The organism is Brevibacterium casei CIP 102111 (assembly GCF_900169275.1).
Classification (GTDB): Bacteria; Actinomycetota; Actinomycetes; order Actinomycetales; family Brevibacteriaceae; genus Brevibacterium; species Brevibacterium casei.
Genome location: NZ_FXZC01000005.1, coordinates 118,838 through 137,420, shown reverse-complemented (window position 1 = coordinate 137,420; position 18,583 = coordinate 118,838). Strand labels below are relative to the sequence as shown.

Sequence of the window (18,583 nt, the reverse complement as noted above, 5' to 3'; positions counted from 1 at the left end):
TCGGACCGCAGCTCGCTCGCTCTACTTCAGCGAGATCTCCACGGGATCGGAGAAGATGCCGCCTTCGAAGGTGAGTCGGTCCGGGGTGACGTCCTCAGGGACGTCGAAGACGAGCACGCCCTCAGCGGTGTTGCCCGGGTTGATCTCCTCGAGGAAGAGGATCGAGTCCTCGTCGGCGTAGATGCCCGCCTCCGAGTCCGAGGAGTACGTATTGCCCTTGTCGTCGCCGAGTTTGATGTTGTCCTCGAAGAAGTACTCGGGTGAGCTCTTCGTGTTCTTCACCGACAGGGAGACCGTGACGAACTGCCCCTGCGCCTCGGTGTTCAGATACTCCGAACCTACGCTCGAGACTCCGTCCTCGACCTTATTCACGGTGATCTCCCACCCATCGGCGGTGACGGCATCGCCGATGCCGTACTCGGGGGCGGCCTCGGCCTTCTCCTCGGCGGGCTTGTCCTCCGCAGGCTTCTCACCGGTGTCCTGCTCCTCTGCCGCACCACCGTCGGAGCCACCCTGCGACGAGGTCGAGCCTGTGTCCTCGGTCGAGTCTCCGCCGCCTCCGGAGATCGCACTGAAGAAGATGATGACGACGAGGACGACGAGGAGCCAGAACCACCAGCGCTTGAGCAGGGGCTTCTTCTGCTTCGGAGGCTTCTGCCCCGGGTGCATTCCCGGATAGCCGCCGGGGCCGGCCGGCGGCTGCTGGCCCCATTGGGGAGGCTGACCGGGCTGCGGCTGACCGGGCTGCCTGGCGTACTGCGGTGCCGCGTACTGCGGCGACCACTGAGTCTGACCTGATGGCTGGGGACCTGCCGGATGCTGGGGACCGGGCGGCTGGGGAGAGTTCTGCTGAGGACCGGACTGCTGGGGATATGGGTCGGGCGGATTCGACATGATGCTCCTTGCAGGGGCGAATGATTCTGACCCGTTCAGCCTCGGGGAATTCTCAGGATTGCGCGTCCGCCCATCGGATCGAACAGGCGAGCCGATCGGTTGATGCTCTTCACCCGATCGGTGGACTACGCGTGTCAGACCCTGCCGATAGGATTCATCTGTGTCAGGTCAACCACCCCCGCCGGAGCAGCACCGGCCGCAGCCGGCCCGGGCTCCGCGCGCTCCTCAGCACCCCGGCAGCATGCTGCCGAGCGGTCAGCGCCCCGCGATCCGACAACCTGCGCTCAGCATTCCTCCGCGGCCACCCCGGAACCCGGGCCCGGAAGCACCCAGCCTGCACGGATCCCCCATGACCGGCGCACAGCAGCCCCGGGTGACCCCCACCGGTTCAGCGTTACGCCGAGGCGCGCCCGCCGGGGCACCCCTCCCGACGCCGTCTCACCGCAGCCCGATCCCGCGCTGGCTGCGAGTCACCGTGAGCATCCTCGTCGGCATCGTCATGTTCGTCGTGGGAAGCCTGCTCTCGATGATGGCGACGACAGCGAATCCGCTGGCGTTCAACGACAGCGGTGCCATCACCCTCTTCGGAATCTTCGCCGTCATCCTCCTCCTGCCGTTGTGGGCAACCGTGTTCGTGCGCCAGAGATGGCCCTGGGTGCCCTTCCTCGCCGGGCTTGCTCCCGCGCTGCTGTGGGGTGACTGCCTCCTCCTGCTCATCGGCACCTTCCACCTCATCGCCCGCGGTTCCCGCCGCAGCGCGATCATCGCCTCGGTGACCGGCACGGTCGTCGTCATCGGTTCGATGGTGCGCCACTGCCTCTCACCGGCGGACCTCAACCCCTTCGGCTTCTTCGTCGTCGCACCGATGGGACAGCAGAGCGGTCCAGGTCAGGCCGCCCCTCCTGCCGACTCGATTCTGGCAGCCAATCTGGTCACGCTGTTCATCGGCACCATCGCTCTCGGTCTCAGCCTCGGACTGGGGTATCTCATCCGACGCACCCAGCGGATGAGAGCTGTCGAAGCCCGCGCCGATCGAGAGGCACAGCGCAACGAATCGCTCTCGGCCGAACTCGCCCGCCAGTCCGAACGCGAACTGCTTGCGCGCGAACTCCACGACACGCTCTCCCACCGTCTCTCCGTCATCTCCCTCCACAGCGGTGCCCTCGAACTCGGCAGCAAGGACGGCGCCGATGTCGCGTCGACCGCCTCGGCGCTTCGGCAGGAGGCGCACGCCTCCCTTGAGGATCTGCGCGAGCTCGTCGGCGGAGTCCGTGAGGGCACGCTGGCCGGCGCCGGCCCGCACAAGGAGCAGTCGACTCCCCCGAGCCTGGCCTCGATGCGCTCGATCCCCCAGCTCATCACGTCGGTGCAGGCCACCGGCACGATCGTGCGCCCCTCGATCATCATCCAAGACGTCGAGAGCGCATCGACGAGCTTCGACCGGGCGGTGTACCGGATCGTCCAGGAGTCACTGACGAACGCGATGAAGCACGCCCCCGGAGCGCCAGTGACGGTCGAGGTCTCGGTCTCCGCCGACCGCGGGGGCCATCTCATCATCGTCAATCCGGCGCCTGCGGCGGGTCCTCGTCACGGCCATCGCGACACCGGCGCCGAGGTGCTCCCTGCCCGACCGTCGGCCCCGCCGTTCTCCCGCGGTGGTGCCCCGGCGAGCCGTCCACTGTCCACGTCCGGTTCGGGATCCGGCCTCGAGGGCATCCGCGAGCGGGCCGCCATGCTCGACGGCGAGGCGCACATCGGTATTCGTGACGGCGACTTCGTCGTCGAGGTGATCCTCCCGCCCTTCCCCCGCCGAGGCTGAAACCGACTGACCCGGCCTGATACCGCAGTCGTCACCGGTGTCATCACCCTCCGGTAGTCTGTCGTCCATGACCCAGACCGCCGATCCCATCCGCGTCATCGTCGTCGACGACGACCCGATGGTCGTCACCGGGATCAAGGGGATCCTCAGCACGACGGACGACATCGAGACGGTCGGGTCGGCGCTCAGCGGTGAGGACGCCCTCGACCAGGTCGCCCTCCACTTCCCCGACATCGTCCTCATGGACATCCGGATGCCCGGCATCGGCGGGATCGAGGCGATCGAACGGCTCACCAACAGCGTCCGCCCGCCCAAGGTCGTCGCGCTCACGAGCTTCGACAGCGACGATTACCTCTATCGTGCCCTCGAGGCCGGAGCCGCCGGATACCTCGTCAAGGACATCGGCCCCTCCGCCCTCGCCGAGGCGATCCGCAGAGTCCACGCCGATGAGCCGTTCGTCTCCCCTGTCGCCCTCAGACGGCTGATCGGCAACGCCACGTCCCGCTCAGCGCGCACGATGCAGCGCGAGGCCGAGGAGCTGCTCGCCGACCTCACCGAACGTGAGCTCGAGATCGCCGTCTACGTCGCGCAGGGCCTGTCGAACCAGGAGATCGCCGACACGATGTTCATGAGCCAGGCGACCGTGAAGACGCATCTCAATCGGATCAACATCAAACTCGACACGAGCAACCGCGTCCACATCGCCGTCATCGTCGAACGCGCTCAGCTGCCGGCGATGCGACCGCCGTCGACCGGCTGAGCCCCTCCGCCGGCAGCAGGCCCCTGATTCCTCGTCATGGCGCGGACCCCCGACTGGCGACACGCAAGTCGTTGATTCTGCGCACGCATCGATGCCCCGAGCAACCTGCCCAGGGCACCGACGAGGCCTCCGAACTGACCGGCGAGGCGACCGTCGATGTCCGACGGCCGCCTCGGCGAGGTCAGCCCCGGCGCCACACCCCCACAGTCTGGGCGTCTTCGTTGTTCACTGACAGATCGATGCCGCGCCGGTCCTTGACCAGGGAGACGGCGAACAGCGAGATGCCAGCCATGATGACGAGGTAGAGCGACACCGAAGCGGTCGTCCCGGTCGCCTCGAGCAGAGCCTGAGCGATTGTCGGGGCGAACGCTCCGCCGATGACCGCACCGAGGGCATAGGAGATCGCGACGCCGCTGAAGCGGATCGAGGCGGGGAACAGCTCGACGTAGAGGGCCGCCTGCGGCCCGTACGAGAGGCCGAGCCCGATGGAGAAGACACCGAGGGCAAGGTACATGAGCCCGAGGTTGCCGGTGTTGATGAGCCAGAACAGCGGGAACGCAGCGACGATGAGGATGATGAAGCCCAAGACGTAGGTCTTCACCCGCCCGATGGCGTCGGCGAGGTAACCCGAGACGGCCGTCGAGAGCAGCCACACGAACGACCCGAAGGTGATCGCCAGGAGCACGTCGGTGGGGGCGAAGCCGACGGGATCGGTCGCGTACTTCGTGACGAAGCCGCCGGTCGTCATGTAGCCGCTCGCGTTGTTGCCGGCGAAGATGAGGGCCGCGACGATGACGAGGGGAAGGTGCTTCTTGAAGAGGACGAGGATCGGCGCCTTGCGCTTGGCCGACTCCTCCTGGATCTCCTGGAACACCGGCGTGTCCTCGACCGTGCGGCGCACCCAGTAGCCGACGCCGATGAGGACGACGGAGAGGAGGAACGGAATCCTCCATCCCCATTCGAGGAACGCATCCCCGGGCGAGATGACGCCGGTCATGAGCGCGATGACGCCCGAGGAGAGCAGCATGCCCAAGGGCACGCCGAGCTGCGGGTAGCACCCGGCTCGGCCGCGCCGGGTCACCTCGGCGTGTTCGACGGCGAGCAGCGCGGCACCGCCCCATTCGCCGCCCGCGGACAGCCCCTGGATGATGCGGAGCAGGATGAGGATGATCGGAGCGGCGACGCCGATGGCCGCATAGGTGGGGATGAGGCCGATGAGCGCGGTCGCCACACCCATCGTCACAAGCGTGACGACGAGGATGAAACGACGTCCGAGCCGGTCTCCGAAGTGCCCGGCGAGGAACGCGCCGAGGGGCCGGAAGAGGAACGAGATGCCGATCGTCGCGAAGGAGAGCATCTGGGCGCCCGCCTCGCCGGCGGGCGCGAAGTAGAGCTGGGCGAAGACGAGGGCCGCGGCGGTCGAATACGTGAAGTAGTCGTACCACTCGATCGTCGTGCCGATGACGGTGGCGAAGGCGACCTTCCGCTGAGTCCGCTTCGCCTGCGGCGTGGTTCCGTGAGTGACAGTCATGAGAACGTCCTTGTTCGATCGTGATTGCAGTGCTGTGGTCGTGGAGTGGAGCACAGCGCCGGCGGGCAGGGCTCGTGGAGCGCGGTCGTGGAGTGAGCCCTGCCCGCGGCGCGGGTCAGCCGGGAGAGTGTTCTGTCGTCAGATTCGAGAGCACTCCTTCCGCCCATTCGCATGCGGCCTCCCCCGCGGGGACGGTGCCGCCGGCATCGTGGCGACCGTACTCGCCCACCCGAGTCGCGCCTCGGGCCTCGAGGGCCTCGGTGAGGAGCTCGCTGCCGCGCGAGTACGTCTTCGTATAGCTCGCATCGCCCATCCCGAACACCGCGAACCGCACCCCGGTGAGGTCGACGTCGCCCTCCTGCAGCTGGGCGTAGAACTCCCTCGCCGAGCTCGGGACCTCCCCGTCGCCGTAGGTCGAGCACACGACGAGGTGGAAGCGGTTCGGGTCGAGGTCGGCGGGGCTGAGCGTCGCGAGGTCGGCGATGACGAGGTCGTCGCGCTCTCCGATGAACGCCCCCAGCTCCTCGGAGACGAGCTCCGCATTGCCCGACTCGGTGCCGAAGAGGATCGTCAGCGGAACGTCGGGGGCAAGGTCGTGGCCGACGCTGCCCGAGGAGGTCTCGAGCTGCGCGTCGAGGCTCTCATCCCGCGCGGCGGAGAGCAGTTCCTGTCGGTCGGTGATCTTCGACCGGCAGCGCCCGACACCCGCGCCGAGGCGCTCGCGGAGGTCGATGCGACGCCAGCCGTCGAAGTCCGTGGACTGCGCACCGGGGTCGAGCCCCGCAGCGCCGGTCGAGATCGTCCCGGCGTTGACCTCGGCGGCCATCGACGCCGCGAGCGTCTTCGCCTCGGTGCGCTGGTCGGGAATCGTGCCGCGGCCGTTGCCCTTGAGCCAGCCGATCGCGAAGAGACCATCGCTGATCCGTCCGTCGCCGGGGATCGGCGAGACCGGGCAGATGCCCTGGCGGGCGACGGTGGCCGTGTCGCGGACGAAGCCGATCGCTGTGATCACCGAATCGACCTCGAGGTTGACGGCTTCCCCGGCGACGTCGATGTCGATGCCGGACACCGCGCCGTCGGTGCCGGTGATCGCTTCCGGAACGGCGGTGAACCACCAGTGGACCTCGATCGATGCACCGGAGGCATGGCCGTCGATCGCGGGATCGAGGAGGTCGCGCAGCGCGTCGAACTTCGCGTCCTTGCCCGGGGCGGTGGTCTCGAGGTCAACACCGTGGAGGACGTGACGGAGTCCGCGGACGCGGGCGAGTTCGCGGATCATCACCGGATCGAACTTCGCCGCGCTCGGACCCGACCTGCCGATGACGTCGAGGCGGGAGATGTCGGCGCGCAGCGGCCGGTAGACGCGGTCGTCGAGGTCGCTGCCCTCGAGTGTCTCGTCCTGACTGGTGAGGAGGCGGACGATGTCGACGGCGACGTTGCCCTGGCCGACGATGGCGACACGCGAGCCGAGGGTCACGGCAGGAGCGGCCGCCTCGTCGGGGTGACCGTTGAGGATCCGGGTGAGGGTGCCTGCCCGATAGACCCGGTCGAGGTCGGCTCCGGGCACCGCGAGGTCGCGGTCGTGGGAGAGTCCGCTGGCGAGGACGACGGCATCGTAGTTCGACCGGAGGTCGTCCATCGAGATGTCGCGGCCGAGTTCGGTGTTGCCGATGAAGCGGGCCCGGGGGTCGGCGAAGAGTCGGTCGAACTGCGTGGACACGGACTTCGTGCCCTGGTGGTCGGCGGCGACACCGTAGCGCAGCAGTCCGTACGGTACGGGAAGTCGGTCGAAGACGTCGACGGAGCTGCCGGGAACCTGACGGAGGATCTCCTTCGCGGAGAAGCAGCCCGACGGTCCGGAGCCGACGACGGCGACCTTGGGTCCGGGTCCGCGGTCAGTGCCCGACTCCCCCGCCGAGGTGGTCCCCCCGGTGACGGCGGAACCGTAGTCGGGCCCGGCGGTGGCCCCGGTCCACGTCACCGGCAGCGTGAGCATGCCGCGGAAGACCCATCCGCCGATCGTCGTCTCCTGCGTGGTGTCGATCTCGAGGCCCTTCAGGCTGTTGAAGAGCAGCGGCAGGGCGACGTCGGCGATCTCGGCTCGGGCCGCCCAGTTGCCGAGGCAGACGTGGACGCCCTTGCTGAAGGCGAGGTGGGGCTTGACCTCGCGGTGGATGTTGAACTTCTCGGCCTCGGCCCAGACGGTCTCATCGCGGTTGGCTGAGAGCACGCAGATGCCGAGCTTCGCACCCGCCGGCAGAGGGGTGCCGGCGAGGACCGTGTCGCGGGTGACCTGGCGGGAGTACATGCCGATGGGGGCGATCCACCGGATGGTCTCCTCGAAGACCGTCGCCCACAGAGCAGGGTTGGCCATGGCCGCGGCCCGCTGTTCGGGGTGTTCGAACATCGCCAGGGCTGCGACTCCGAGGGCGTCGCGGGGTTCGTTGAGTCCCCCGCCGATCGTCATCTTGATGTTCGCTCGGATCTGCTCGATCGGCATCCTGTCCCCGGGCATCGAGAGCAGCCCGGAGAGGAGGGAGTCGTCGCGGTGGGTGAGGTGGTGGTCGAGCATCTCGTCGAGGGCGAGGTCGACCTCGTTGAAGGACCGTTCGGCCTTCGCCCAGACGACGGGGTCGTCGGAGTAGTTGCCGACGCCGTCGATGAGCGTCTGGGACCAGCGCTGCATGTCCTCCTGGTCGACGTTGTAGAGCCCGATCATCCGCCGCAGCGTCTCGGCGGCGTACGGGGCGGCGAAGTCCCAGATGAGGTCCGATCCCGGACCCTTCTCGATGAGCTTCGCGAGGAGGTCCTCGGCGACCTCGCGATACATCTTCGTCCAGATCCGCTTGACGTAGCCCGGCTTGAGGACGGGCTGCCAGGCGCGGCGCTGCGCATAGTGCTCGGGATCGTCACGGCGGAGCATCGAGTGGCCCATCGCACGGATCTGCAGTGAGTCCTTCTCGTTGGCCGAGTAGACCTCCTGGTCGTGCTCGGTCTCGCTGACCGCTTCGTAGCTGGTGATGAGGTAGCGGTTGACCGACGGCACCCAGTGGACTCCGCCTTCGGCGCGCAGTCGTTCGTAGATGGGGAACGGGTCCGCGTAGAGGTCGGGGATCGTCACCCAATCGGCGACCGGAACCTGGTCCGCGGTCTGCGGCGCGTCGGCGTGGAGCTGAGAAGTCATCGTTGTCTCCCCCTCATCTTCGAGATCTGTGATGGCGTTCACAGACCAGTATGTGGAGAATGGAAGAAAAGGAAAAGCGGAATTAATCGCATTACTAGTTCGGAAAAGTCGAATATGCATGCAGACCTCGTCCCCAACTTCAGCCTGCGCCAGCTCTCCTACCTCGTCACGGCAGCCCGCCTGGGCACGATCTCAGCCGCAGCGGCGGAACTCCATGTCTCCTCCTCGGCGATCTCGGACGCCATCACCGCGCTCGAGCATCAGCTCCAATCCCATCTGTGCGTGCGGAGGAAGGCGCAGGGACTCGTCCTCACGGCCGCAGGAAAGCAGGTCGTCGCCCGCGCGCAAACCCTCATCGCCGAGGCGAACGAACTGCAGCGCGAACTCACGACCACCGACGGCGAACTCGCGGGGCCGGTGACGATCGGCTGCTATCCGACCCTGGCGCCGGTGATCCTCCCCGTCCTCCTCGCCGAGTTCGGCGACCAGCACCCGCGGGTGAGCCTCGAGATCGTCGAGACCACGCAGGACCGCCTCGCGGGACGTCTCGAATCGGGTGAGATCGACGTCGCCTTCGTCTACGAGACGCTCATCCCCGGCACCCCCAACCACGCACGCCTCTTCGACCTCCCCGCCCATGTCGTCCTCGCCGCCGACGATCCGTTCGCCGACCGGGAGACGGTGCGCCTCGAGGACCTCGTCGAGCGCGACATGATCCTCCTCGACTCGCCCCCGTCGAGCCAGCACACGCTCTCGATGTTCCATGACCGCGGCCTCCAGCCGAAGGTGCGGCACCGGACGACGAGCTACGAGGTCGTGCGCACGCTCGTCGGTCGCGGGCTCGGCTACGGAGTGCTCGTCCAGCGCCTGCGCAACCCCGCCAGCTATGAGGGCTACCCCCTGGTGATCAAGGAGATCGAGCCGGCGGTCGAGCCGGTCGGCGTCGAGGTCATCTGGCCCTCAGGCATCACCCTGCCCGCACGGGTGGAGGCCCTCATCGAGTTCGCCCTCGCCCGGGAGTGGGGGCACGGGTGACGAATGCCCTCGACGCCGCCGGCCGGTGGCCGGTGACGGTGCGCCGCCGCCCGCCCAGCCGCCTCGACGACAAGACCGACCCGGTTGCCGGTTCGGCCCAAAAGACAGAGCCGCCCCCGTCCGACGACGAGAGCGGCTCATCGGATCAGTAGTTCTCCGGCGGGTCGCTGGCTGGGAACGACTCGTCTCCCCATTCCTCGACGAGTTCGTCCTGGTGGGCGCGGTCGGCGGCCTGGGCGTCGAGCTCCTCGGCCGTGAGGCCGGTGGTCTCGGTGGGCTCGCCTGCGGGTTCGGAAGTCTCGGACATGATCGCGTGCCTCCATCGGTGATGAGTGTGTCATCTCCATTTTGCCCGGTGAGAACGGATTCGGATACAGGAAGCCCGGCCGATTCGGGAATCGGCGCCCGACACGCCGTCGGCGTAGGCGACCGGTGACCGGTCACCTCCGCGAGCGCACCGTCGTCGTCAGGCGGACGAGCGCGTCATACCGCCGTCACGGACGAGATCGTGCGTGCGACCGGCCAGACGGTAGTGCCGGTTGCGCACGGCGAGCCAGACGGCCCCGATGAGCGCGGCGAGAAGGGAGCCGCAGAGCACACCGACCTTGACGATCTGCGCGCGGTCGTCGCCTTCGCCGAAGCTGAGATCGCCGATGAGCAGGGACACGGTGAAGCCGACTCCGGCCAGGCACGAAACGCCGATGAGGTCGACCCACCGGAACGTGGGGTCGAGGGAGAAACCTCGGATCCGCGTGACGACGAAGGCCGAGACCGCGATGCCGACCGGCTTGCCGAGGACGAGTCCGAGGATGATCCCGACGGCGACCGGGCTCACCAGTGAATCGGCGAGGCCCGAGAGTCCGCCGACGTCGACCCCGGCGGCGAAGAACGCGAAGATCGGCACCGCGATCACCGCGGAGGGGATGCTCCAGGCATCGGCGAAGCGGGCGGCTGGCCCGTGCCCCTCGGCGCCGTGGATGCCGTCATGGGCGTGGAATCCGCGCTCAGCCGCCTTCCCGCGACGCGCCTTCGCTGCCACCGGCACGGTGAATCCGAGGAGGACGCCGGCGATCGTCGCATGGATGCCGGAGGCATGGACGAGGGTCCAGGTCGCGAACGCGAGCGGCATGAGGATCCACCACGCGTGGATCCCCCGCTGCACGGCGAAGCCGAACGCGAGCAGCGGAAGCAGCGCGAGGCCGAGCGGGGCCCATGCCAGATCGTCGGTGTAGAAGACCGCGATGATGGCGATGGCGAGGAGATCGTCGACGACGGCGAGGGTGAGGAGGAAGGTCCGCAGCGCGGGCGGCAGGAATCTGCCGACCATCGCGATGATCGCCACGGCGAACGCGATGTCCGTGGCCGCGGGGATCGCCCAGCCGTTGAGTGCACCGCCGCCCGAATCGAGGTTGACGAGCACGTAGAGCAGCGAGGGCACGGCGACGCCGCCGATGGCAGCGGCCACCGGGATCGCCGCGGTCCTCGGGTCGCGCAGCCTGCCGGCGACGAACTCCTCTTTGAGTTCGAGGCCGACGACGAAGAAGAAGATCGCGAGCAGCCCGTCCGAAGCCCAGCTGTTCACCGAGAGGTTGAGCTTGAGGGACTCGGGGCCGAACTTCGTCGAGCGGAGGCTCTCGTACCAGTCGGCCGCCGGGGAGTTCGCAAGGACGATCGCGGCTGCGGTCGCAGCGAGCAGGAGGATGCCGCCGACGGCGTCGTGCTTGAGCACACGGGCGATCGTCTGGCGGAGGGAACGAGCAGGGGCAGAGGAATCAGGGGTGGCCGAAGACATCGGTGAGGTCGCTTTCGCAGAGATGGGATGAGGGCGCGCGGGCGCGTCGATCCACCCCGAGGCGGGGTCGGATCCGCGTGTCAGCGGCGCGGCGGCGGGCAGCCGGCGATCTCACCGTGGGCGTTCGTCCCCCAGGAACTCATCCACCCGTTCGTGCCGTTCGACAGAGTCGTCATGAGCTTCGACTTCGGGAAAACGGCGTCGCGGACGGACTGCCGGAGGGTCGAAACGGAAGAAGGCACCCCTCTACTCTATCGACAACGCTGGGACCTGGGCCAATCACGCCGGGCCCCTGTGAGGGGGTTCGGTCCCGTGCTACGGTGCTGGCATGAAACCCGCTGCCGTCGTCGTCTGCCTGCCCGCCGCCGACCTCGATCGCTCTCAGCGCTTCTACCAGGAGTGCTTCGACCTCGAGCCCTCCGACGCCGACGACATCATCGTCGCCTTCGAACTCCCCCACCTCTCCCTCTTCCTCATCGCCGAGGCGGAGTACCGCACCTACCTCGATCGTGCGGGTGTCGGCACCGCGGCCGTCCCCGCTCCCGGTGCGGTCATCGTCTCGTGCGCGATCACCTCCCCCGGCGAGGTCGATGTCGTCGCCCAGCGGGCGGCAGCCGCCGGTGGTCGCGCCGACCCGCCGGTCGACCTCGATGGGTCGCACACCGCCTACATCCACGATCCCGACGGTCACGTCTGGGAGCTCGTGAGCAATGAGCAGACCGCCCGCGCCGCCGAATGACTGTGGAGGACATGTGACCGTCTCGACCGCCGACCTCTGGGACGAACGAGGTCCCGAACTCCATTCCATCGCGCTCAACTTCACCGACTTCGGAGACAAGGTCGCGTTCTCGGGGCCGGCCCGCACCGTCCGCTGCTTCGAGGACAACGCGCTCGTGAGGTCGGTCCTCTCGGGCCCGGGCGACGGCTCCGTCCTCATCGTCGACGGCGGCGGATCGATCGCAACCGCGCTCATGGGCGACATGATCGCCGAACTCGCGCTGAGCAACGGGTGGGTCGGCGTCGTCATCAACGGCGCCGTCCGCGACCGTGAGGTCCTCGCGACCCTCGACCTCGGCGTCAAGGCCCTGGCGAGCAATCCGCGCAAGAGCGGGAAGACGGGCGCTGGCGAGCAGGACGTCGTCGTCGAGTTCGGCGGGGCGACGATCCGTCCCGGAGCGATGGTCTTCGCCGATGCCGACGGAGTCGTCGTCGAACGCTGACTCAGCCGTGTCCCGGAGGCCCGGCCGAGGTCGCTCAGTGGCTCATCGCACCGGCCGGTCCGATCGTACAGTCGTGACCTCGCGCGCAGACATCCGATCACTCGTCACTGCGGTCACTGCCCGCTCCCCTGCTCATCGGCCGCAACCACACCATCCTCACCCTTGACCACCTAAACATCCTATGTTTACACTCGAGTTGATGAGCGTGACCGAGTATCTGGACGATCGCCCCGTTCAGACATCCGATCACAACACCGCAGTTGTGTGAAAGGACGCAATGTCTACCATCTCCTCGATCGACGTCGTCGACCTGCGATTCCCCACCTCGGCGAGCCTCGACGGCTCCGACGCGATGAATCCGGACCCCGACTACTCCGCGGCCTACCTCATCGTCTCCACCGACTCAGCCGACGGCCATGAGGGACACGGGTTCGTCTTCACGATCGGGCGCGGCAACGACATCGAGACCGAAGCCGTGCGCGTCATCGCCGAGACCCTCATCGGCCGCGAGGTCGAACCGATCCTCGAGGACATGGGCGGCTTCTGGCGCGAACTCGTCCACGACTCGCAGCTGCGCTGGCTCGGACCCGAGAAGGGCGTGAGCCATATGGCCATCGGCGCCGTCGTCAACGCCCTCTGGGACCTCAAGGCGAAGCGGGCGGGCCTGCCGCTGTGGGAGCTGCTCTCCGCCATGAGCCCGGCAGAGATCCTCGACCTCATCGACTTCCGCTACCTCTCGGACTTCATGACCAGGGACGACGCGCTCGCGATCCTCGAACGCGCAGAACCCGGTCGGGCCGAGCGGATCGCCGAGCTCCGCGAGACCGGATACATGGCGTACACGACGACACCCGGGTGGCTCGGCTACTCCGACGAGAAGCTCGCGCGGCTGTGCCGGGAGGCCATCGCCGAGGGCTTCGACCAGATCAAGCTCAAGGTCGGAGCCGACCGGGACGACGACATCCGCCGCCTCGGCATCGCCCGGGAGATCTGCGGGCCTGACTTCCCCATCGCCGTCGATGCCAACCAGCACTGGGACGCCGCCGAGGCGGTCGACTGGATCGACGACCTCGCTCCGTTCGGTCTCCGCTGGGTCGAGGAGCCGACCTCGCCGGACGACATCCTCGCCCACGCCCACATCCAGAAGCACATCGCCCCGACCCCCGTCGCCACGGGTGAGCACTGCCAGAACCGGATCGTCTTCAAGCAGATGCTCCAGGCCGACGCACTGCGGGTCATGCAGATCGACGCCACCCGGGTCGCCGGGGTGAACGAGAACATCGCCAACCTCCTCCTCGCCGCTCACGCGGAGGTCCCCGTCTGCCCGCACGCCGGGGGCGTGGGGCTGTGCGAACTCGTCCAGCACCTCTCCATGTTCGACTTCGTCGCCGTCTCCGCGACCATGGACGACCGCTGCATCGAGTTCGTCGACCACCTCCACGAGCACTTCCTCACCCCCGTCGACGTCCACGACGGTCGCTACTGGCCGCCCACGGCACCCGGTGCCGGCGCCGAGATCCACCGGCGGACGCTCTCCGACTACGCGTTCCCCGGCGGTCCTGTGTGGCACGCACGCGAGATCGCCTGACCGCAGCCCGCGTCCCGGCGCACAGACTCCGAGCACCGAAACCGAACAATGAGGATCGACGACGTGACCGACCGCACCACCACCGACACCCCGCTCACCCGCAGCCACGACAGTGAGCCGATCCCCCGCCGGATCATCCTCATCGCCGTCCTCGCCGGATTCTCCGGTCTCCTCTACGGCTACGACTCGGGTGCGATCTCCGGCGCCCTGCCGCTGCTCATCGACCAGATGGACCTCGACGCCGGCGAGCAGGGGCTCATCACCTCTCTCCTCCTCTGGGGCGCCCTGCCCTCGATCATCGGGGCCACGCTCGCCGCCCGCCGCTTCGACCGCCGCCACCTCCTCATCGTCGCCGCCGTCATCTTCTTCGTCGGCTCGCTCGCCTGCGCCTTCGCACCGACACCCGCGGTCCTCGGGGCCGCCCGCTTCTTCCTCGGCCTCGGCGTCGGGATCGCCAACATGTTCGGCCTCATCTACCTCTCCGAACTCTCCCCCACTCGCATCCGCGGACTGCTCACCGGGCTCTACCAGCTCGCCGTGAACTTCGGCATCCTCGCCGCCTACATCGTCGGCGATGCCTTCCAGGCGTCGGGTCTGTGGCAGTGGATCCTCGGCGTCGGAGCGATCCCCGCCGTCGTCTTCTTCGTCGGCATGGTCCTCTCCCCCGCCAGTCCGCGCTGGCTCATCACCCGCGGACGCGACGCCGACGCGCTCAGGGTGCTCGGCGCCCTGCGCGGAACCGAGGAGATCGCCCGCCTCGAGTTCACCGACATCAAAGACAGCCTCGCCCAGCAGGAGGCCGGACTGCGCGGACTGACGACCTCGGCCCGCCGCCCCATGATCGTCCTGCTCGTCCTCACGTTCTTCCAGGTCTTCACCGGCATCAACGCCGTCGTCTACTATGCCCCGATCATCTTCGCCCAGTCGGGCATGGGCGATCGCGCCGGAAGCTACGCGAACTACGGCGTCGGCATCGCCCTCGTCGTCTCCACGGCCATCGCCCTGCCGATCATCGACCGGCTCGGCCGCGTCCGCCTGCTCGCGATCTCCATGCTCGGGCAGACCGTGGCGATGATCGCCCTCTGGCTCCTGCCCGACGCCGGCTGGGTGTCCATCGCTGCCGTCTTCGCCTACACATTCGCCTTCGGCATCGGCATGGGGCCGGTCTTCTGGCTCCTCGTCCCCGAGGTCCTCCCCCTGTCCGTGCGCGCCATCGGCACCGGCGTCATCACCTTCACCCAGTACCTCTTCAACGCAACGTTCGCCTGGGCCTTCCCCGTCGCCCTCGACGCGATCGGTCCGCTCGTCTTCCTCGTCTTCGCGCTGCTCTCGGCCGCCGCCCTGTGGTTCGTCCTCACCCGCGTCCCCGAGACGTCGGGGCGCTCCCTCGAGGAGATCGAAGCATACTGGAGGACGAGAGGGGCATCCGCCTCGGCGACCGACCAGGACTGACCCCGCACCGACGCAGAGGAGAGCCCATGCTCACCACCCCGATCACCCACCCCGAACTCCTCGCCGCCCTCGCCCGGTGCGGTCACGGGACGACGATCCTCCTCGCCGACGGCAACTATCCCCACCTCACCGGCTCAGCGGAGGGCGCGACCCGGATCGCCCTCAACGTCGCCCCCGGCCTCCTCACCGTCGACCAGATCCTCGCCCCGCTGGCACAGACGATCCCGATCGAAGCATGCGCGTTCATGCTCACCGCCGAGGCCGGCACCGCTCCCGCAGTGGTCGGCTATACGGAGATCCTGCCGGACGTGCCCTTCACCGGGCACGAGCGCTTCGCCTTCTACGACCTCGCCCGCAGCCGGGACCTCGGCCTCGTCATCGCGACCGGGGACCAGCGCCAGTACGCGAACCTCCTCCTCACGGTCGGAGTCGTCGTGCCATGACAGAGCTCATCGACTCCCATCTCCACCTCTGGCACCGCGACCGCTTCACCTACCCGTGGATGGCCGGCCTGCCGGACCTGCCGCACACCTCCCGGCCCGGCGAGCTCGAAACGGCGGCGACCGGGGCGATCGTCATCGAAGCCGGCGCCGCCCGTGATGAGGCCTTCGCCGAGGTGGAATGGCTGACCCGGATCGCCTCCGGGTCCCCGCTCATCCGCGGCATCGTCGCCGCCGTCGACTGCACCGATCCGGGCCTCGCCGAGGCGGTCGACCGGCTCCGCTCCCACCCCCTCGTCGTCGGGGTGAGGGACAATTTCGAGGGTCGGCCCCCAGGCGACCTCGCCGTCGGAGCCTCGGAGACCGCCGACACGCTGCTCGCCGGAACCCTGACCGCCCTCGACGCGGGGCTGAGCATCGACCTCTGCGTGCGCGCAGAGCAGCTGAGCGAACTCGAGACATTCGTCTCCGCGATCGCCAGCGCCCGCGGCTCGGCCGACCGGGTCGTCATCGACCACCTCGGCAAGCCCCTGCCCGCCGATCGGGCCTTCGCGCACGGCGTCTGGGCAGCGGCGATGGCTTCGCTCGCCCTGCACCCCGGCCTCCACGTGAAGTTCTCCGGACTCCCCGGTCAGGTGCCCGGGTGGGTGAGCGACGAGGCCGCGAACGCCCTCGCCGCACGTTATGCGGCCGACACTCTCGCGGCCTTCGGTCCGGCCCGGACGATGTACGGCTCGGACCACCCCGTCTCGACGACCGGCCACGGTCTCGGACTGCCCGTGTGGGAGGAGGCTGCGACCTCCGCGCTGCGCACCGTCCTCGACGAGGCGGACCTCGCCGCCGTCCTGGGCGGGACCGCCGCCGACTTCTATCTCTCAAGGAGGAGCGAATGACTCTGAGGAACTCCGTCGTGCAGCGCCTGCACGACATGCGCACGCTCGGATTCGGAGGCGCCCCGATCGGAAACCTCTACCGGCAGATCGACGACGAGACCGCCCATTCAGCGATCGAGGAAGCCTGGTCACTGGGAATCCGGTACTACGACACCGCACCCCACTACGGTCTCGGGCTGAGCGAGCGCCGCCTCGGCGACGTGCTGCGGACCAAGCCCCGTGAGGAGTACCTCGTCTCGACGAAGGTCGGTCGGCTCATCCGCCCCGCAGAGGACCCGCAGGAGTGGGACGACGAGGGCTTCGCCGTGCCCGGCGACCAGGCCCGTGTGCGCGACTACTCCCCGGACGGCATCCGCCGCTCCCTCGAGGAGTCCCTCGAGAGGCTGGGCCTCGACCGCATCGACATCGTCTACATCCACGACCCCGACGACCACTGGACCGAGGCGATCGACGGGGCCGTGCCCGAACTCGCACGCCTGCGCGACGAGGGGATCATCGGCGCGTGGGGTGCCGGGATGAACCAGGCTGAGATGCTCACCCGCTTCGTCACCGAGACCGACATCGACGTCGTCATGCAGGCGGGCCGGTACACGCTCCTCGAACAGGGAGGTCGCGAGGACCTCATCCCGGCGTGCGCCTCCCGCGGGGTCGGTATCGTCAACGTCGGCGTCTTCAACTCCGGAATCCTCGCCAACGCCGACCCGGGCAGGCAGGCGAAGTACAACTACGAGGACGCACCCCGAGAGGTCCTCGACAAGGCCGAGGCGCTCGCAGCATTGGCCGCGGAGTGCGGGACGACGCTGCCGGCGGCAGCCGTCCAATTCAGCCTCCGGGACCCCGCGATCACCAACGTCACCCTCGGCATGCGCACACCTGACCAGGTCAGACGCAATGTCGAGCTCGCCGCCCACCCCGCGCCCGAGGACTTCTGGGCCCGCGCGGTCGCCGCGGGACTCCTCACCGCCGACCCTGCGACGCTGGGCCCGTGAGGCCCCGCGACCACCGACCGCCCATCCACTCGACCCGACCCTGACAGCACAGAGGAGTTGCGAATGAGACTCATGAGAATCGGCGACCGCGATGCCGAGACCCCCGTCGTCGACGTCGACGGCCGACACTTCGACCTCAGCGCCATCGTCACCGACATCGACCCGACGTTCTGGCCCGACGGTCCCGCCGAGGTGGCCGCGGCGCTCGAGGCCGGCACCCTGCCGGAGATCGACATCAGCGGGCAGCGTATCGGCGCACCGATCGCCCGGCCTTCGGCCGTCATCTGCATCGGCCAGAACTACGCCGCGCACGCCGCCGAATCCGGTGCCGCGGCACCGACCCAGCCGATCATCTTCCTCAAGACCCCGAACACGATCACCGGACCCTATGATCCGATCGGCATCCCGCCGCGTGCGACGACGTTCGACTGGGAGGTCGAGCTCGGCGTCGTCATCGGCGCCCGGGCCGCCTACCTCGAGAGCCCGGAGGCCGCCGCCGAGGTCATCGGCGGCTACCTCGTCGCCAACGACCTCTCCGAACGCGACTACCAGACGGTGCATTCGGGAGGGCAGTGGTCGAAGGGCAAGGTCGTCAAGGACTCGATGCCGCTGGGACCCTGCCTCGTCACCGCCGACGCGATCGACCCGCACCGGCTCCGGCTCGCCAGCTGGGTCAACGGGGAGCCCCGGCAGGACTCGAACACCTCTGACATGATCTTCCCCGTCGAGGACATCGTCTGGCGGCTGAGCCAGTACATGCAGCTCGAGCCCGGCGACGTCATCTCCACCGGGACCCCGCAGGGCGTCGCCCTCTCCGGCCGCTTCCCCTATCTCGAACCCGGGGATGTCTCCGAGGTCGAGATCGAGGGACTCGGTCGTCAGCGGCAGGCCTACTTCCGGGTCGACGCTCCCGCCGGGACCGGCGCCGACCTCCTCCTCGACTGACCGGCCGACGTCCATCGGCCTGTGACGTCGACCTCCACCAT

At 68.5% G+C, this 18,583-nt stretch carries 17 protein-coding genes; 11 read left to right on the top strand and 6 right to left on the bottom strand.

All coding sequences use genetic code 11. From position 1 onward, the window contains the following. Window positions 1-21: 21 nt before the first annotated feature. On the bottom strand, window positions 22-894 hold the full coding sequence (locus BC102111_RS12860) for a DUF4352 domain-containing protein (protein ID WP_223289841.1): 873 nt from the start codon (window positions 892-894) through the stop codon (window positions 22-24). Between the two features lie 475 nt (window positions 895-1,369). On the opposite strand from BC102111_RS12860, the gene BC102111_RS12855 reads away from it, so the two are divergent. Continuing rightward, complete coding sequence (locus tag BC102111_RS12855; protein WP_232252565.1) at window positions 1,370-2,713, top strand: sensor histidine kinase; 1,344 nt, start codon at window positions 1,370-1,372, stop codon at window positions 2,711-2,713. A gap of 67 nt (window positions 2,714-2,780) precedes the next feature. Further along, complete coding sequence (locus tag BC102111_RS12850; RefSeq protein WP_009374749.1) at window positions 2,781-3,473, top strand: response regulator transcription factor; 693 nt, start codon at window positions 2,781-2,783, stop codon at window positions 3,471-3,473. A gap of 181 nt (window positions 3,474-3,654) precedes the next feature. Here BC102111_RS12850 and BC102111_RS12845 read toward each other — a convergent pair whose 3' ends face one another. Further along, window positions 3,655-5,004 (bottom strand): MFS transporter, encoded by a 1,350-nt coding sequence (locus tag BC102111_RS12845; protein ID WP_009374748.1) that lies wholly within the window; start codon window positions 5,002-5,004, stop codon window positions 3,655-3,657. A 115-nt stretch (window positions 5,005-5,119) separates the two neighbouring features. Then, the gene (locus BC102111_RS12840; protein WP_101624522.1) at window positions 5,120-8,188 is read right to left on the bottom strand and encodes a cytochrome P450; all 3,069 of its coding nucleotides are present in this window, start codon (window positions 8,186-8,188) and stop codon (window positions 5,120-5,122) included. A 114-nt stretch (window positions 8,189-8,302) separates the two neighbouring features. On the opposite strand from BC102111_RS12840, the gene BC102111_RS12835 reads away from it, so the two are divergent. Next, entirely contained in the window at window positions 8,303-9,223 is a 921-nt protein-coding gene (locus tag BC102111_RS12835) for a LysR family transcriptional regulator (RefSeq protein ID WP_101624521.1), read from the top strand. 145 nt (window positions 9,224-9,368) lie between these two features. On the opposite strand, the gene BC102111_RS17820 is transcribed toward BC102111_RS12835, so the two are convergent. The 3 genes from BC102111_RS17820 to BC102111_RS17815 all read right to left on the bottom strand — a co-directional run bounded on the left by BC102111_RS17820 (window position 9,369) and on the right by BC102111_RS17815 (window position 11,257). After that, entirely contained in the window at window positions 9,369-9,530 is a 162-nt protein-coding gene (locus tag BC102111_RS17820) for a hypothetical protein (protein WP_180960640.1), read from the bottom strand. A 159-nt stretch (window positions 9,531-9,689) separates the two neighbouring features. Then, window positions 9,690-10,952 (bottom strand): Na+/H+ antiporter NhaA, encoded by a 1,263-nt coding sequence (nhaA, locus tag BC102111_RS12830; protein ID WP_219618476.1) that lies wholly within the window; start codon window positions 10,950-10,952, stop codon window positions 9,690-9,692. Between the two features lie 143 nt (window positions 10,953-11,095). Next, window positions 11,096-11,257: a hypothetical protein gene (locus BC102111_RS17815; RefSeq protein WP_162909073.1), complete on the bottom strand. Its 162-nt coding sequence runs from the start codon at window positions 11,255-11,257 to the stop codon at window positions 11,096-11,098. A gap of 86 nt (window positions 11,258-11,343) precedes the next feature. Between BC102111_RS17815 and BC102111_RS12825 the strand changes: the two genes are divergently transcribed. The 8 genes from BC102111_RS12825 (at window position 11,344) to BC102111_RS12790 (ending at window position 18,542) form a co-directional block, all read left to right on the top strand. Beyond that, entirely contained in the window at window positions 11,344-11,754 is a 411-nt protein-coding gene (locus BC102111_RS12825; protein ID WP_101624520.1) for a VOC family protein, read from the top strand. Then, window positions 11,726-12,235, top strand: a complete 510-nt coding sequence (rraA, locus tag BC102111_RS12820) for a ribonuclease E activity regulator RraA (protein ID WP_101624519.1) — start codon at window positions 11,726-11,728, stop codon at window positions 12,233-12,235. Before BC102111_RS12825 ends, rraA begins: the two co-directional genes overlap by 29 nt. Before the next feature lie 277 nt (window positions 12,236-12,512). Next, on the top strand, window positions 12,513-13,823 hold the full coding sequence (locus tag BC102111_RS12815) for an enolase C-terminal domain-like protein (RefSeq protein ID WP_009374741.1): 1,311 nt from the start codon (window positions 12,513-12,515) through the stop codon (window positions 13,821-13,823). Window positions 13,824-13,886: 63 nt separating this feature from the next. Further along, window positions 13,887-15,275 (top strand): sugar porter family MFS transporter, encoded by a 1,389-nt coding sequence (locus BC102111_RS12810; protein WP_101624593.1) that lies wholly within the window; start codon window positions 13,887-13,889, stop codon window positions 15,273-15,275. A 26-nt stretch (window positions 15,276-15,301) separates the two neighbouring features. Beyond that, window positions 15,302-15,718 (top strand): RbsD/FucU family protein, encoded by a 417-nt coding sequence (locus BC102111_RS12805; RefSeq protein WP_101624518.1) that lies wholly within the window; start codon window positions 15,302-15,304, stop codon window positions 15,716-15,718. Beyond that, entirely contained in the window at window positions 15,715-16,608 is an 894-nt protein-coding gene (locus BC102111_RS12800) for an amidohydrolase family protein (RefSeq protein ID WP_101624517.1), read from the top strand. Before BC102111_RS12805 ends, BC102111_RS12800 begins: the two co-directional genes overlap by 4 nt. Next, window positions 16,605-17,597, top strand: coding sequence for an aldo/keto reductase (locus BC102111_RS12795; RefSeq protein ID WP_095375659.1), 993 nt, complete (start codon window positions 16,605-16,607; stop codon window positions 17,595-17,597). Before BC102111_RS12800 ends, BC102111_RS12795 begins: the two co-directional genes overlap by 4 nt. A gap of 63 nt (window positions 17,598-17,660) precedes the next feature. Then, window positions 17,661-18,542: a fumarylacetoacetate hydrolase family protein gene (locus BC102111_RS12790; protein WP_095375658.1), complete on the top strand. Its 882-nt coding sequence runs from the start codon at window positions 17,661-17,663 to the stop codon at window positions 18,540-18,542. The last annotated feature ends 41 nt before the right edge of the window (window positions 18,543-18,583 follow it).